The 14,368-nt window shown below is 60.8% G+C and carries 16 protein-coding genes and 1 pseudogene; 2 read left to right on the top strand and 15 right to left on the bottom strand.

Annotated features, from left to right (window positions below):
* The first annotated feature begins 8 nt into the window (after positions 1 to 8).
* A complete protein-coding gene (locus ROA7023_RS18810) occupies positions 9 to 518 on the top strand; it encodes a peptide-methionine (S)-S-oxide reductase (protein ID WP_085880559.1) in 510 nt (169 codons plus the stop codon).
* Here ROA7023_RS18810 and ROA7023_RS18815 read toward each other — a convergent pair.
* Complete coding sequence (locus ROA7023_RS18815) at positions 515 to 1,108, bottom strand: LysR family transcriptional regulator substrate-binding protein (protein WP_159458587.1); 594 nt, start codon at positions 1,106 to 1,108, stop codon at positions 515 to 517. The two genes, ROA7023_RS18810 and ROA7023_RS18815, sit on opposite strands and share 4 nt — an antisense overlap.
* Positions 1,011 to 1,406, bottom strand: a complete 396-nt coding sequence (locus ROA7023_RS24025; RefSeq protein ID WP_143535645.1) for a LysR family transcriptional regulator — start codon at positions 1,404 to 1,406, stop codon at positions 1,011 to 1,013. The genes ROA7023_RS18815 and ROA7023_RS24025 overlap by 98 nt, the downstream gene beginning before the upstream one ends.
* Before the next feature lie 96 nt (positions 1,407 to 1,502).
* On the opposite strand from ROA7023_RS24025, the gene ROA7023_RS18825 reads away from it, so the two are divergent.
* The gene (locus tag ROA7023_RS18825; protein ID WP_234992329.1) at positions 1,503 to 2,132 is read left to right on the top strand and encodes a cytochrome P460 family protein; all 630 of its coding nucleotides are present in this window, start codon (positions 1,503 to 1,505) and stop codon (positions 2,130 to 2,132) included.
* A 361-nt stretch (positions 2,133 to 2,493) separates the two neighbouring features.
* On the opposite strand, the gene ROA7023_RS18830 is transcribed toward ROA7023_RS18825, so the two are convergent.
* From ROA7023_RS18830 to ROA7023_RS18895, 13 genes and pseudogenes are all read right to left on the bottom strand, one after another.
* Positions 2,494 to 2,943: an NlpC/P60 family protein gene (locus tag ROA7023_RS18830; protein ID WP_085880562.1), complete on the bottom strand. Its 450-nt coding sequence runs from the start codon at positions 2,941 to 2,943 to the stop codon at positions 2,494 to 2,496.
* Positions 2,943 to 3,827: a phage/gene transfer agent baseplate hub protein gene (locus tag ROA7023_RS18835; RefSeq protein WP_085880563.1), complete on the bottom strand. Its 885-nt coding sequence runs from the start codon at positions 3,825 to 3,827 to the stop codon at positions 2,943 to 2,945. Before ROA7023_RS18835 ends, ROA7023_RS18830 begins: the two co-directional genes overlap by 1 nt.
* 344 nt (positions 3,828 to 4,171) lie before the next feature.
* Positions 4,172 to 4,789: a TIGR02594 family protein gene (locus tag ROA7023_RS18845; protein ID WP_085880565.1), complete on the bottom strand. Its 618-nt coding sequence runs from the start codon at positions 4,787 to 4,789 to the stop codon at positions 4,172 to 4,174.
* Between the two features lie 47 nt (positions 4,790 to 4,836).
* Entirely contained in the window at positions 4,837 to 5,307 is a 471-nt protein-coding gene (locus ROA7023_RS18850; RefSeq protein WP_085880566.1) for a hypothetical protein, read from the bottom strand.
* A gap of 1 nt (position 5,308) precedes the next feature.
* The gene (locus tag ROA7023_RS18855; RefSeq protein WP_085880567.1) at positions 5,309 to 5,512 is read right to left on the bottom strand and encodes a hypothetical protein; all 204 of its coding nucleotides are present in this window, start codon (positions 5,510 to 5,512) and stop codon (positions 5,309 to 5,311) included.
* 2,399 nt (positions 5,513 to 7,911) lie between these two features.
* Positions 7,912 to 8,535, bottom strand: a pseudogene (locus ROA7023_RS25280) (phage distal tail protein, Rcc01695 family); the annotation flags it as partial.
* Complete coding sequence (locus ROA7023_RS18865; protein ID WP_085880569.1) at positions 8,535 to 10,997, bottom strand: phage tail tape measure C-terminal domain-containing protein; 2,463 nt, start codon at positions 10,995 to 10,997, stop codon at positions 8,535 to 8,537. The pseudogene ROA7023_RS25280 and the gene ROA7023_RS18865, both read right to left, overlap by 1 nt.
* Positions 10,990 to 11,148, bottom strand: a complete 159-nt coding sequence (locus tag ROA7023_RS18870) for a DUF7697 family protein (RefSeq protein ID WP_234992331.1) — start codon at positions 11,146 to 11,148, stop codon at positions 10,990 to 10,992. The genes ROA7023_RS18865 and ROA7023_RS18870 overlap by 8 nt, the downstream gene beginning before the upstream one ends.
* A 68-nt stretch (positions 11,149 to 11,216) precedes the next feature.
* Positions 11,217 to 11,654: a hypothetical protein gene (locus tag ROA7023_RS18875; protein WP_085880571.1), complete on the bottom strand. Its 438-nt coding sequence runs from the start codon at positions 11,652 to 11,654 to the stop codon at positions 11,217 to 11,219.
* Positions 11,654 to 12,592 carry a phage tail tube protein gene (locus ROA7023_RS18880; RefSeq protein ID WP_085880572.1) on the bottom strand — a complete coding sequence of 313 codons (939 nt, stop codon included), beginning with the start codon at positions 12,590 to 12,592 and terminating at the stop codon, positions 11,654 to 11,656. The genes ROA7023_RS18875 and ROA7023_RS18880 overlap by 1 nt, the downstream gene beginning before the upstream one ends.
* Positions 12,593 to 12,616: 24 nt before the next feature.
* The gene (locus ROA7023_RS18885; protein ID WP_085880573.1) at positions 12,617 to 13,036 is read right to left on the bottom strand and encodes an acyl-CoA transferase; all 420 of its coding nucleotides are present in this window, start codon (positions 13,034 to 13,036) and stop codon (positions 12,617 to 12,619) included.
* A 286-nt stretch (positions 13,037 to 13,322) separates the two neighbouring features.
* The gene (locus ROA7023_RS18890) at positions 13,323 to 13,937 is read right to left on the bottom strand and encodes a transmembrane anchor protein (RefSeq protein WP_085880574.1); all 615 of its coding nucleotides are present in this window, start codon (positions 13,935 to 13,937) and stop codon (positions 13,323 to 13,325) included.
* 16 nt (positions 13,938 to 13,953) lie between these two features.
* Entirely contained in the window at positions 13,954 to 14,277 is a 324-nt protein-coding gene (locus ROA7023_RS18895; protein WP_442475990.1) for a HupE/UreJ family protein, read from the bottom strand.
* Between the last annotated feature and the right edge of the window lie 91 nt (positions 14,278 to 14,368).

Consider the following 14,368-nt stretch of genomic DNA (forward strand, 5'->3'; position numbering starts at 1 on the left):
GGTTTGCTATGGCCACAGTAAAAATCGGCTTTGGTGGGGGATGTCACTGGTGCACAGAGGCCGTGTTCCAATCCCTGCGCGGGGTCACCAAAGTAGAGCAGGGGTTCATCAAATCCCATGCGCCGCATGATAGCTACTCGGAGGCGGCTCTGATTACTTTCGATTCAAGCGTTATCCCGTTGGACGTCCTGATCGACGTGCACTTAAGAACCCACGCCAGCACTTCGCCTCACAAGATGCGTGGCAAATACCGCAGTTCTATCTATGTGTTATCGCAACAAGTTGCAGCTGAGACATCCGCTGTACTGGAGAAATTGCAAGGCGGCTTTGCAGACAAGATCGTCACAATGGTATTGCCCTTCGACGGCTTCAAACCGTCGCTTGAACAATTTCACGATTATTACCGAACAAATAGCGAAAGGCCATTTTGCAAGACCTATATCGACCCAAAGCTTGCGAAAATCAGGCGTCAATTTGGAAATTACTACGCGTCTGCTAGTACGAACCCGTCCAACTAAGCTTTAGATTTCCAGTCAAACCTGCGCAGCGCTGAGAGCAGGGAGCGCAAATGCACGGTGTCCTCTCGACCAAACGGAGCGGCAAGAGAAACGTTGCGTCGCAGTGCTGCTGCTCCAATCGGGCGGGTTTCCAGGCCTTCGACAATTACCGATCCAACGGGCAAGATTGTGACACCCAAGCCGCCACGAGCCAGTGTCTGAATCCAGTCTTCACGCTCGCTGCGCGCCGCAAATTGGATTTCGTGGCCCACCCGTGCGCTCTCGGTCATAAAAGTGTCTCGAAATTCGCAATTCAGCCGGTCCAGATAAGGTTCCTGCATGATCTGTTCCAGGTCCACGGTGTTGAGCCTTGAAAAGCGGTGCTCTGGCGAAAATGCAACCACCATGTCTTCCCTAAAAAGTTCCGTGTATTTAAATCTGGGCTCGTTCGACAGTGGCCCCCCAACAAGCGCGCAATCGACGTAGCCGCTCAGCAGCATATCCCCAATCTTGTCACGATCCGCATTGCGCAGGACAATTTCCACCTCTGGATATTTCTTGCGCCATTCCTGAAGGAATGCGCAAAATCGACTTGGTCCGATGGTACACATGACCGCTATCTGAATCTGTGGCATGTCCCCATTGACGAGCTTTTTTTGCAGCCAGTTCAGCCTGTAACGTTGTTGCGTCAACTTTTTGAAGCTGTTCATGCATCAACCGACCCAGATGCGTCAGGTGCGTCTTGATCCCTTCGCGACGGATCAAAGGGCCGCCTATTTCATCTTCAAGTTTTCTGATCGCCTTGGATAGTGCCGGTTGAGACAAGCCAAGCTGACGAGCAGCTTCCGAAAAATTGAGCGTCTCGCAAAACGTGATGAAATATCTGATGCGGCGGATGTCCATCTTCATTGTCTCCGTGAGTAGCTTTGACCAGCAAGGAATACGATATTTTACTATTCCTGATAGTTACTAAAACCATAACTGATCGGCGAGGTCAAAACTGATATGATTGAACTTCAGAATATCGATAATAAAACAGGATGGTTAGTTATGAAGAGAATTTCGATTGCAATGACCTTAACACTTATTGCCGGGGCAGCTGTTGCTCAGAACATCAACGGTCCAACCTATAACGACGCAGGGGCCGTCAACTCGCCAACCGATTGGCGGCAATGGATTTTTGTTGGCGCGCCGTTGACGCCAAACGCGCTCAACGGGGGCGAGGCCGCCTTCCCTGAGTTCCATAACGTTTATGTCGAACCAAGTGCCTTTGCTCATTATGTCGATACTGGAGAATGGGCCAATGGCACCCAGATCGCTAAAGAATTGACGCTACTTCACGAGGGCGACAACTGCGATGAAGAGACAGGGGCCTGTTTTGAGGTATCCGGACAGGGATACTTTCAAGGTGAGTTTTCTGGACTTGAGCTGACGGTCAAAGATACGGAACGTTTCGCTGACGAGCCCGGTGGTTGGGTCTATTACAGCTTTGGCCACAAACCAGAACCATACGAAACAACAGCACAAGCGTTTCCGACGGAATCGTGCAATTCTTGTCACGAGGCAAGTGCCGACACAGACTTCGTTTTTACTCAGTTTTACCCGGTACTTCGGGCCGTTCAACCCAAGGAGTGAGTCGTGCAAGTCGTCTACCCCGTTATCAAAACGCGTTAGGCTTGTGATTTGAAGGTGTTCGCAATTATAAGTCGTCCTCGGCTGTGTCTCGAGGACGACTTGCTGAGATATGTAGTTGCCAAAAGATCCGCATTTGAAATGCCGGCCAAAGACGCGTTGTCTAATTTCGTGGCTTCCATTTGCTGCACATTGCTTGAATGACCGCATTCGTCTCTGCGCTGCGGCGACGATGTCACGTCGGCGTAGCATGTTTTCGTGCTGCTTGCGCTCGCAGCGAAGATTTGACTCTTTCGCAATGGGCTCCGAATTGCCGTTCGCCGCGCTTTGGTTGAAGGTCCGCAGTGGGCCGGAACTTCTAGCTTTATGGCTGTAAACCTTCGGTTTCCTCATTCTTTTGAAACAGGAAGGCAAAGGCGATGCGCCGCCGCCAGGACTCGGACATGGCCTCCTCGATCACGCCAAGTCGCTCGTAGGCATGGACGAAGGTCCCGTCCCGCGTGAGGATCCCGATGTGCTTCGAAATGGCCCGCGGCATCATCCTGAACACCAGCATATCGCCAGGACCGGCTTCCGCAGGCAGAACCTCCGGCATGACGCCCCGGGCACTTTCGGCGATGACCTCGTGCGCACCGGTCTCGCCCCAATCCCGACTATAGGGTGGCATGGGAAACGGCTCGTCGCCGATCACATCCCGCCAAACCCCGCGCGCCAGACCGAGACAATCGCAGCCGACACCCCGCAGGCTGGCCTGGTCGTGGTAAGGCGTCCCAAGCCAAGACCGAGCTGACGCTATCACGCGATCAGCTGACATCACAGCACCCCTCCGGAATGTCCGCCGCTCTTCGTGGCAAAACGGATCACCGCGTCCTGACCTGGGATATTCGGAAACCCCCGGAAATTCGCGACATTCGAAAACTTGGAAGCACAGGTCTCGATGCGCTTGTTGCACCCGGCCCGGATCACGAACGCATCGCCGTCCGCGATCCCCCGAACTGGAGGCTCCAGCAGCTGCACCGTGGCCACGCCGCTCGCCAGGTCATGAGCCGCGACTTCAGCGATCCGGCCCGCGTTCGCACCCTCAGACCACGCGATTGTGCCCAGTGCAAACCAGCCCGACGCGAATGAGGCCAGACCCGAGGTGGTGAAGCCACGATCACCAGCAAGCCCCGCGACCACGCCGGAACCCCGATAGGCCGCCGCTTCGATGTTCACGCCGCACCGCGTATCCCCAACGGCAGCATCACACCCAGATTGGTAGGTCCGGCCGAGCGTCTGGCCAAGGACGTGCGCCATCGAGCGCACCTCCGCGACGAAGGAAACCCGACCGCGCCGGATTTCACCGATAGAGCCCCGCCGGAGCAGGGCCCGCTGCGCGGTATCGGCCCAATTCACCCGCCAGACCTCAACGTCAGCATTGTCCCAGAGCCCGTCGAGGATATCGGTCTCGTTGATCCGATCGGAGCGCAGCACGCCCTCTGCATCCTGGGAATCCACCGACAGATCAGAGTCGGAGCGGATCTCCGAAGCCGTCAGCCCTGCCTCCGGCTCAAAGACCGTATCACCAAAGGCGAGCGCGCGATCGTGGTCGGTGAAGCCATAAACGACGCCATCGAGCCGCGTGATGCGCCAACACCAGGACAGCGTCGTCGTGCCGTCATCAAGGTGCCCCTGCAGCTGTGGCGAAAGCGACTTCATCGGCAGGTCCCCGTCATCCGATCGTCGGTCCGCGCCACCCATTCCGCCCAAGGCGCCGGAACATCCGCGATCGTCTCCACAGGCGGAAGAGACAGACGCGCCTCCGCATAGGCCTGGCACCCCGCACTACCACCGACCGTCGTTGTCGCGCAGCCGGTCAACAGGAGCGCCACCGCGCCCATCCCCCACAGCCTTTCGCCCACGCTCCATTGCTTCCTGCGTCGCTTCATTGGCCTCGTCCTTTGATTTGCGCCGCCCCTCGGCAGCACCGCGCATGAACGCCGTGAAGATGGCCGCGATCGTCAACGCGACCGCTACCATCCAGCCCCTGATCCAGCGGACAATCACCGATCGCCCTCGGCCCATTTTTGCAGACGCTCGCGCACGATCCACAGCAGCCCGAGCCCGACCAGGCAGGACGCGCCAATCAGTATCGACTGCGCGGCTGGATCAAGCTGACCGACCGCTGCCGCCACACCGCCCGCGCCCGCGACCGCGGCACCCGCCGCCGCCCGAAGCGTCGTGCTTTGGGTTTTCGAGGTGAGCGTCATGCGCCGCACGCCGAGCAGCTGCGCCTCCGGATACCCGGTCTCGCTGACCTGATCCCGCTGATTGCCACCAACCACGATGATCCGCGCGCCCTCGCGCCGAACGAAGAACGCCACATGGCCTGTCCAGCTTTCCGGCGAGCCGCGCCAGAAGATCACAACGTCGCCAGCTTCGGCATCGTTCAGATCAACCGGCTTGCCCCAATCGAGATACGAGCGAGCGGTGAGCTTGCGCGTATGCGGCAACCCGGAGCGATGCAGCATCGCGCCGACAAAGGCCGCGCACCAGGCGGTGTCGTCCCTCATCGTCGGAAACCCGACATCGTCAAAATACCGGTCGACTGTGGGATTACTCCCCTCAGCCCATTCCACCGTGCCAATCTCGGCGCGTGCCAAATGATACGTCTTGCGCATGAAGTCCTCCTAGTTTTTAGAAATTACCCCGCGTCCGAGGCCAGGGATCACTCAGTCAGCGTGAACGCCGCGCTGAGGTTCGTGCTTTGGTCCGAGCCCCAGTGCCAGGAGGCCAGGAGCCGGAATTCTCGATCGCCATAGGTGGCGCGCAGCTTTTCAAAGGTGCAGTCCTCGCTGCCGACCCAGATGGGCAGTGGGATTTCCGCAGCGGAATAGCCGACCCGATACTGCCAGGCACCGTCGCCAGCGCAGCCCGGTACCGGACGCCGCGTGTCGTCAAACAGCACTGCCGCATTCCAGGCCGCGAAAAAGAATTCGCCGCTCGCGTGGACGGTGCGCTGCTGAACGACGCAGCCCTCGTATTCGACCCCTTGCCAGGAACAGCGGTCCTCCGTGACAGACAGCGCATGCACCACGATGGGCGGTGGATCCAACGCGTGCTGGAGGTCGGGCAGCGTGTAGCCGACCACGGCGCTGAACGCGGCCGCCGTGATCAGCGCCGGTGAAACAATCTGCATGTCAAAGACCCTCTGCAATGAGGCGGATGACGTAGCTGGCAGAGCCCATGGCCGCGCCGACACCTGTGATCATGATCCACCAAATGAGCTTCTCCAGCTTCATCTCGGTGCGCTCCAGCCGCCGCAGCGCATCCTGAAGGCCCGCCTGCAGGCGGCCGAATTCCACGCCGCGCTCGCGCCAGCGCTGCTCTTCCTCAAGTGTCATGACAATCCTCTATCAGCTGGTCGGAGCGGGCAGCGTCAAACCTGCACCAGGTTGAGTGCGAAGCCTGCTGGCGGCCCGCCCAGAACCTTCGGCGACGCGCCCAGATCGTGGGTGATCGTGAGCGCAGTGTCCGTCGAGGATGGCGTCCCAGTGCCGTCATTGAAGTACACAAGGAACGGATCACCCCCGCCCTGCGGCGGCAAGAGGCCCGTGAGCGTGATCCCGCCTCGGATGTTCGTGGCGTTGTTGAAGTTGATGCCCTTGTCCGCTTCGCCCGAGGCAAGGCAGTCGATAACTACGTTCGTGAGCGTGACGTCGTTGATCTCGTCGAAGACCATGAGCCAGTTGTCGTTGGTCAGGTTCGCATCGGTGATGGTCCAGTTCTCGAGCGTCAGGCCATCGACGTGCAGAAAGTACATTCCTGTGACCTCAGTTCCGGGTTCGGGGTTGGCGGGCAGACCAGTGGGTCCCGCCGCACCGATGGTCCAATCCTTCAGCAATAGACCCTTGGCCTGCATCCGGCTGCCATTGTGGCTGTTGTGGCGGATGTCCAGCCAACGGTCTTTGATGTTGATCGCGTTCACGTTGCGGATAACGATGTCCCGCATGAACAGGTCGCTGTGGCGCGAATTCTGCTTCATGTTCAGAATGCGCCAGCACCTGTCGATGATGAGCCCGTCAACGGTCACATCCCAGCAACCGGGAACGATGGACAGCGCGTTGCCGTCGTAGCCGATCACCTGGTTGTCCAGGACCTGAATGTTTTCGTCAAAGATGAACTTGTTGTTGCCGATCCGGATCGCGTCGGTCGCCTCATTCGGATCCAGGTCCGGCGAGACAGCCGCGCTGGTCCGATCCCGGGTAACCAGGTTTCGGCGGATGATGATCCCGGTGTTCCAATTGCCGTGGGTGTCGATCGACGACGATGTGTCGTGTGCGCAATGGTTGTCCTCGGCGATGCAGCCGCCCGAACTGGACCAGAACTCAATCGAGTGACGACAGCCTTCAATATAGCTGTTGCGAATGACCGAGTTGCGCTCGCCCTTGCGGAACGACACGCCGTAGCCCTCGCCAGCGGAGATCGAGCCCGGGCGACCGATGGTCAGATTATCCATCACATTGCCGTCGCCGGTGTCAAATCGGACCGCCTGGCCGGTGCGCCGGAGGTTGGTCGTCTTGGTCGGATCGGTGTCGAACGCGCAATCGCGGATCAGGCTGTTCACCATGAACCGGCACCAGATGTACTGGTGGTCCCAGGCTGCCGCGCTGCCGTGCGCCTTGGCACCGACGAAGCTGCCGCCAATCAGCGTGAAGTCTTCGATCGGATCGACCTTGAAAGCGAAGGCCTGCCAAGCCACCAGTTTGTTCTTGCCCAGCGTACCCGCGAGCGTAACCGTATTGCCGGTGATCACCGCGATCTGGTGCAGCTCCTCATTAATCGCGATCAGCGTGCCACCATAGTCGGCCGGATACGTGATGTCCAAATCTGGCCCGATCTGGTTCGGATCCACCAGGAAATCCATAAACTGGTTGTTCAGATGCCCCGGCAGTTCCGCAGTGCCGACGACCAGCCAGTCGCCAACGGAAAGGCCCAGGGCATTGGCCATCACGATCGTGCTGGACCCCGCTGCGGCGTTATTCTGCAACAGCGAGCCCTGCAGCAGCGTGACGGTCGAGGGATCGGACGTTTCCCAGCTGCCCACCGGGTTATCCTTGGGCACGTCGATCTCGAGCGGATCCTGAACCGTGATGGTCTTCGCGGTTGCGTTGATGCTCGCCACGAAGCAGGTCGTGCGGCTTTCATCCGGATGGTAGCTTTTGCGCGTGGTATTGGTCCGGATCTCGATGATTGACCCTGGCACAGCGGCAGACAGCAGCGCATCCGTATCTGGATCGGGGTCCTTCAGATACAGCACGGTGTCGCCCGCGCTGGAATCTGCCCCAATCACCGCCTCGCTCGTCATGGCCGGGTCGTTCACCTTCTCGCCCCAGAGGAAGAATTGCCCCCAATAGTCGTCGCCTTCGCCGCGTTCGATCACGTTGCCCGACAGATCAAGCGTAACGTTTTTCGCGCGCGATCTTGATGGAGGCTGCATTCGGCCCTTGATGTGGATTGCGCCATTGGGGCTGTCCAGGTCCACAATAGCTCCGGTCGGCGCATCATTCGGCAGGACGTTGTGAAGGAACCATTCCAGAGGAACCTCGGCCGAGTTTGAGGCGGTATCGCCCCAGCCGGTCCAGTCCTGCCCGGGGGTGTTGTCCAGATACGGCGGTGTCAAACGATGGTCGGCGAACACATCGGCCCACAGAAACGTCGGCAGTTCCGGCTCCACTGGAGGATCAACAGGCGGATCAACGGGAGGCACGACTGGAGGCACGACCACGACCACCTCGGCCCGCTTGCGGATTTCCACCAGCGGAATGGACGTGATTGACCCCAGCCGCTCGAAGCTGAGCGTCACATCCAGATCGTCAGAATCAAACCGCACCGGTACGTCGAACTGGAAGCCTGCGGTGACCACGACGCCATCGCCAGGTGCCACTGTGAAGGTAATAAGTCCGGTCGCGGCATCAACAGCCCAGCCGATCGGCTGATCGACGCTGTCGAACGCGACCAAAACTGAACCCGTCACAGGCTTTTCGATCGACCGAGGCCATGAATGTGAGCTAGAAGTGTACAGCTTCTGAAGCTGGAATTCGGTCTGCGTCGCGTCACCGATACCGATCACCTGATCCGAGGCAGACGGCACTTGAGAGGGAAAGCAGGATTTGTAATCAGCCCAATCCTTAAATCGGAATCCGTAAAGCCGACCGTTGCGCGCCTCGAAGAACGACACGACAGCCGCAAGGTCATCGGCGCGCCGAATGCCATAGGAGCAATCGTAGCGGCGCCGTGAGTCGGACCAGCTTGCATTGCGTTCCTCAGCACCCGAGGAGAGTTCGACGATCTGCGTGCGCCGGGACGGGCCACCACGCGCGCCGCGGCTGATATCGTCGGGAAATCGGACCTCGTGAAACGCCATTACATATTCCTCCGGCCCATGGCCACCGCCCTCGAGATATCCGCCGCGATCTGCGTGCGGCTTTTGCGGAAGCTCTCGGCATCTCGCGCGTTGATGGCGACATTCACGATTGGCGCGGATGCCTGTTCCTGGCCATAGCCCTGCGCTTCGCGGCGCGAGAGCACCCGTTCGCCCCGTTGCAGGATGGCTGGGACCTCGTCATGGCGAAGGCCCGCAAAACCGGAACTGGACCCGACGCCAGCCATGCCCCCGCTGTGCATCCGCGGCGCATTTGCAAACGCCATCGCCGGAACCATCCGACCGGGTGCAGGGCCACCGACCACGCCACCCGCATGAAAGATGTTGGCAAACATCCCGCCCATGTTGCCGAGCGCGCCAGAAAGAGCCTTGGACAGAGGCCCGAGGATGAACTTGCGCGCGCCGATCTTCGCCAGGTCCGCGATCAGTGACGTCGTCAGATCCCTGAACGACAGCTTGCCAGTCTTCACGAATGTATCGATCGCGTTCTCGGCCGACTGGAACGCACCGACCAGTGCATCGCCGATCTGCGCGCCGGTCTCCATCGCGCCCTTCGCGTAATCCGACAGCTTCGCCGAAACGGCGGCCCAGCCGGTCAGCGCCGCCTCCGCGCCCGCCTTGCTGTCACCGCCCGCCTTCTGGCCCGCCGCGCCCGCTGCATTTGCAGACGCGGTGACCTCGTCGAGCGTCTCCTCAAGGCGAACCGCCGGAGGAACCGCGTCATCAAGCGCTGTGCCGGTGCCAGTCACCAACTCCTTTAGCCGCTCCCACGCGGTCATCGGACCCTGTGCCGCCTGCGCCAGCATAACAGCCGCCTCGCCGTAGCCATCGGACCGACCGCGCGCGGCATCGGCCATGCCGCTGAACCGATCCGTCCGACCGAGATATTCGACACCTGCAGCCGCCCGGAACGCATCGCCCGCCGCCGTGCCCGCCTCGGCTGCCGCACCGGTGAACGGATTGGTGACACCGGGCAGATCGACCGGACCGAGCGTGCCGATCGAAAGGCCACCTTCGCCCGTCGCCCATCCCGGCAGTAGCTCCAGCGCCGCATTCAGAGCCGTGATGAAGCTGTTAATCCGCGTGATCACCCCGTTGATCATCGACTCAACGCCATCGATCAGCGCGTTCGCAGCCTGGAAGGTGAAGTCCCCGATCGCCCGCGGCAGCATCGACCAGGTGGCTTTGACCGCATCATAGGCCCCAACAAAGGCACCGACCGTGCTGTTTGCCCACCGAACGATCGCGTCCGACGTCGCCTGCAACCCGTCATAGATCGTGGCCTGCATCGCGGCCCAGCCAGACTCGATCCGCGCCCAGGACGCAGAGGCGCTCAGACTGATCCGGTTCCAGGCCTCGGCCGCCACGTCCTTCAGCAACGACATGGCCTCACCAAAGCCACCCGCCGCCTTCACCAGCTTGCCGAACTGGTAGATCAGTTCGCCCGCACCGACGATGAGTGCCCCGATCCCGGTGCGGACCAGCGCGCCACGCAGGAACACCAGCGCGGTTGCAAGACCGCGTACTGACAGGGCAGCCGCCGCCATCCCCGCCACCCAGCGTCCGGCCAGAAAGCCCACGAAGGTCGCAGCATAAGTGGTCAAGCGCCCGATGTTCTCGAACAGGCCCCGGATCGCAATGCCGAGGGGTCCGGTGCGGCTGGCCATCGCGGCCATGGCTTCTGCGACCGCCTCCAGCGCAGGGGCCGCCGCAACGGCCAGTTGGTTCGACAGGCCCCGCCAGATCAACCCGAGCCGCGAGATCGCATCGTTGGTGCGTTCGATCTGGTCGGCATCAGCTTCCGAGACGACAACTCCAAAGGCTCGCACGTCCTCCGTCGCCTGGCGCAGCGTGGCCGTATCCACCCGCTGCATCGCAATGAAGGCCCGGTCTCCAAACAGCTGGCTGAACAATGCCGCCTGCTCTGAGGCCGAGGCGTTGGCGCGGATGGCCTGCGAGACTGCATCGATCCGCTGATCAAGCGGCAAGCGCAGCAATGCCTGGGCGTTGAGACCCAAACGCTCGATCGCCTTGGCCGCCGGTCCGCCACCATTCTCCGCGAAAAGCGACAAGCGCCGCGTCAGGCGTGCGGCACCACCCTCGATCTCGGAAAAACGCGCGCCCGATAGTTCGGCGGCACGCTCCAACACCTGGATGCTTTCCACCGTCGTGCTGAGCGATTGCGCCAGCTTCGCCTGCGCATCGACCACCTGCAGCCCATTGCGCACCATGGCGACCCCGGCCGCCGTAGCAGCGGCGACAGCCGCCGCAGCGGCAATCTTAACGCGCCGTGAGAACGCCGCCATGCGGGCATTCGCGGCCTCCATCTCGCGGCTGAGGCGCCCGAAGCCGCGGGCACCGGCTTCGCCAACCCCTTCCAGTTCGGCGCGCACCTGTCGTCCGCCGACCGCCGCAAGGCGGACAGAAACGCGTTTTTCAGCCATGGGAATGATCCATCTGTTGGTTGAGTTTGGTGACCATCACCGCTTCGATGATCGGCAGCAGTTCCGCTGTGGCGGTGGGTGGCACGCCGAGCGCATCGGCGAGCGCCAGCGCGGCCGATAGGTCCCAGCCAGTCACGGCGCCGGGCAGCACCCGGAGCTGACCACCCAGGCGCCCAACCAGGTCCCAGACCTGCCAGCCCTCAAATGTGAGCGGCCGGTTTAGTCGTGCCGGGCAGTCTTGGCACGTCGCTTCGCAGCCCTCGCAGTATCGGTCGCCCCCGCCGAAGGACCATTCGGCGAGAGCGCGGAGACGTTTTTTTCCTGTTCCAGCAGCAGACCCTTCGAGACGTAGGTCAGCTGGAAGGCTTCAAAAATTGGCCAGATGTCGAGAAGCGCGTTCACAGCTTCCGGGCTGGGATCGATGGGGCTGCCGTTGGCGTCACCGATGCCCTCCCAAGCCATTGTGGCGCGGCGAGCGAGCGCCTTGGCAAAAGCCAAAGCCCGCTCTTCGTCGGAGGCACCGTCAGGCACCGCCTCCACGGCGGAGTCGCTGCGCGTCGCGACCATCAGCGCCGTGGTCAGGGGCCGGAGCTGCACACGTACGCCTGGCGCCAGATCATGCCAGCGCGGCGCGTTCGTCAGGTCAAGCGTCAGCATCAGTATACCTCGATATCGTTGATAAGGGTGGCAGTGCACATCCGGCCAACCACGCTGTCGCGCGCGGCCTGCCAGTCGAAGGTCGCCTGCACGCCCTGCGGACCGGAGATCTCGATCCGGGGGCGCGGCAGGTAGACGGCGTGGACCGTGAAGGTGAAGCTCGCGCCCGAAGGCAGGACGTAGGCAAACGTGAGCTCGCAGGGGTCACCATTGAAGGCCTGCGTCACCAGCGTTTGATCGGCAAAACGGACCTCGATCGAGCCGGTCAGCGCCGCAATGGACGGGTCCGCCCCGTCGATACGGCCGTCCGAGCGGATGGTTTCGATCCGGTCAAGATTGTTGGCATAGGCGATGTCCACCGACACGACATTGCCAATGGCCGAGCCGTTCCGTGTGATCGATCCGTTGAAATGGCCAAAGCGTTTAAGTTCAAGAGCGGCGGGCGTGCCTGCACTTGTCGTTGTGCCCACGGTCTCGCCTTGTGCCACGAGGCGGGCCGTCGCGGTCAGCAACCCCGCGCGCTGCATCTGCCAGCTGATCTGGTCGAGCACGCAGCCCGAATACATCGCATAGCGCGGCACCTCTGGCATTCCGGTCTCTATCGACAGGCTGGGCAACGTCCAGGCACCAGACTGAAACGCGTGCGTCCAGGGGCCGGTTCCGGTCGTGGTTGGGTCACCAAAGGCAGCCTTCAGCCAGAACCCGAAGGCCTCGGCGTCGATCGGCACGACAATATCACCATCGGCCGTCACCGCATCCTTGATCGGCGCCAGCGGATCCCGGCCGTAGCCCAGCAGTTCGGAATTGAGCAGCGGCTGCTCCGCCCCCAGCGAAGTGCTGGCGAAGGGCATTTTCGTGAACCCGCCCACCGGGGGCGTTCCATAACTCGTCTCGAACGCAAGCGCCATCTGCGCCCGCGCCCCTTGGGCTCGTGCCATATCAGTCTCCTTGAATTGTTGGGATCAGCCGAGCGGATCGGCCATGGAATAGTGCAGGACTACCGGAATGACGGCGGCCTTCAGGCTGGCCGCGCCCTCGACTGGCAGATCGACCGGGCGAGGCGCTTCCGCCTCGATCCAGTCGCAGAGACCGCCCAGAGTGCGGTCGGCGGCGAGCGCCGAGCCGATGCTGGCGGTCAGGGTATCGAAGGTGGCGTCACGGTCAGCACCCTGCACGACCGCCTCGATCTCGGCTCGGTGCTGGTAATGGTAGCGCAGAGGCGAGAGCGTGACCTCGGGATCCCCCGGTTCGCCGTCGCGCAAGATCAGCACGCCAGAGGCAGGAATGCGCTCTGGCAGCACGTTGCCGCGCAAGGCTGTGGCGGGCAGTGCTTGCAGCAGGGTGTGCAGCACGGTGAGGATGGTTTCGCGAGTCGTGGGCATTTTAGCTCTGTCTGTTTTATTTCAGCACAACAGCAACTTAGAAACCATTTCAGAACGCGAAAGCTCGAACGCAGCGTTCGACGCGAGGATCAGAAACGGACTTTCGCTGCACTGTGCACGAACTCACACATTGCGGACAAAATGTGCCTTCGCTGCGCATGCGCCAATGTCCGGTTCTGTGAATCGTTCATAACAGTGGATGGTGTCAGCAGCTCAATACTTCGCCGCTCTGAGCCTTATGTGGCGGCCACCTGAACAACGGATTTCAGGTGGCCACCGGAACTTATCACTCGCCGCGCACAATCTCGCTATAAGCACCGCTCAGTTGCAGCGTAACCGTCAGCTCGATGTCGTCGCGGTTTCGCCAGAACCAGCCGTGATCGCCCGCGAAAGGCGCTGTGATGCTGCCTTCGCCTGACGTTTCGCCGCGGCCTCTTTCATAAGTGACCTCGTCGCTGCCTGAGTGTGCATGAAGGTCGAAGTTGACCCTCCCACCAGTGGCGACCCAAGTGTAGCTCAGCGTGGCACCTTCCTCCATTGTCGCCTTGATCTCGGTCGACTCGCTGGGTGCGAGGGTGAAAGTGATCTCATCTTGCCACGCTTCTTGCGCATGGGCCGTTGAGACAAAAAGGCCAAAGATGTCATTCATGAGCGATGATGATTCATCACCACCATGAAGTGCTTCGTCAGCCGCCGCCTCTGCGTAGAGTTGCTGCTTGATCACGCCCATCTGGGTCAGGCCAAGAATGCTGCCCACGCCTGTCGGATCAGTGCCGTATTCTGCTGGCAGGTAGACCATGACGCCGATGGCCACGGCCCCAATCGCCGCGATAGCTGTTGAGCGGCGTAGTTGGGTGGATGTGGGTAGGTCTTCGAGTTTGGGTTGTGGTGCGTTATGCATTATTTTTCTCCAATCTTTATGTGCTGGCGATGTAACCGGCTATCTGCTGGTACGTCAGAAGGATGCCGAGGAAGACCATAATCATGTTGGCGATTGCGCCTTGGCGCAGGAAATTCGGGCTTCGTCGCCAATAACCCATGACGATCAGGATCACGAACAGAGCTAGCAATTGCCCCACTTCGACGCCCACATTGAAGGCAAGAAGGTTGGCCAACAGCCCGTCGTCGGAGACTTCATATTCGATGATTTTGGACGCGAGACCCGTGCCATGGAACAGACCGAAGATTAGGGTCGCAGCCTTTGTCCTGAATCGGTGACTTCGCAGTCGACATTTGTTGATTTACCTATTGAGGTAAAGCACTTAGCCTTCATCTGAGATTAACCCTGCAGGTGAGCTCAGATGACCGACTTTATTGTCAAGAAACTGCCCT

It is taken from the genome of Roseisalinus antarcticus (assembly GCF_900172355.1).
In the GTDB taxonomy this organism is placed as follows: domain Bacteria; phylum Pseudomonadota; class Alphaproteobacteria; order Rhodobacterales; family Rhodobacteraceae; genus Oceanicola; species Oceanicola antarcticus_A.

Coding starts and splice junctions, on each gene's coding strand:
- ROA7023_RS18810 (WP_085880559.1), top strand. CDS start 9: ATGGCCACAGTAAAAATCGGCTTTGGTGGGGGATGTCACTGGTGCACA.
- ROA7023_RS18815 (WP_159458587.1), bottom strand. CDS start 1,108: ATGTGTACCATCGGACCAAGTCGATTTTGCGCATTCCTTCAGGAATGG.
- ROA7023_RS24025 (WP_143535645.1), bottom strand. CDS start 1,406: ATGAAGATGGACATCCGCCGCATCAGATATTTCATCACGTTTTGCGAG.
- ROA7023_RS18825 (WP_234992329.1), top strand. CDS start 1,503: ATGATTGAACTTCAGAATATCGATAATAAAACAGGATGGTTAGTTATG.
- ROA7023_RS18830 (WP_085880562.1), bottom strand. CDS start 2,943: ATGTCAGCTGATCGCGTGATAGCGTCAGCTCGGTCTTGGCTTGGGACG.
- ROA7023_RS18835 (WP_085880563.1), bottom strand. CDS start 3,827: ATGAAGTCGCTTTCGCCACAGCTGCAGGGGCACCTTGATGACGGCACG.
- ROA7023_RS18845 (WP_085880565.1), bottom strand. CDS start 4,789: ATGCGCAAGACGTATCATTTGGCACGCGCCGAGATTGGCACGGTGGAA.
- ROA7023_RS18850 (WP_085880566.1), bottom strand. CDS start 5,307: ATGCAGATTGTTTCACCGGCGCTGATCACGGCGGCCGCGTTCAGCGCC.
- ROA7023_RS18855 (WP_085880567.1), bottom strand. CDS start 5,512: ATGACACTTGAGGAAGAGCAGCGCTGGCGCGAGCGCGGCGTGGAATTC.
- ROA7023_RS18865 (WP_085880569.1), bottom strand. CDS start 10,997: ATGGCTGAAAAACGCGTTTCTGTCCGCCTTGCGGCGGTCGGCGGACGA.
- ROA7023_RS18875 (WP_085880571.1), bottom strand. CDS start 11,654: ATGCTGACGCTTGACCTGACGAACGCGCCGCGCTGGCATGATCTGGCG.
- ROA7023_RS18880 (WP_085880572.1), bottom strand. CDS start 12,592: ATGGCACGAGCCCAAGGGGCGCGGGCGCAGATGGCGCTTGCGTTCGAG.
- ROA7023_RS18885 (WP_085880573.1), bottom strand. CDS start 13,036: ATGCCCACGACTCGCGAAACCATCCTCACCGTGCTGCACACCCTGCTG.
- ROA7023_RS18890 (WP_085880574.1), bottom strand. CDS start 13,937: ATGCATAACGCACCACAACCCAAACTCGAAGACCTACCCACATCCACC.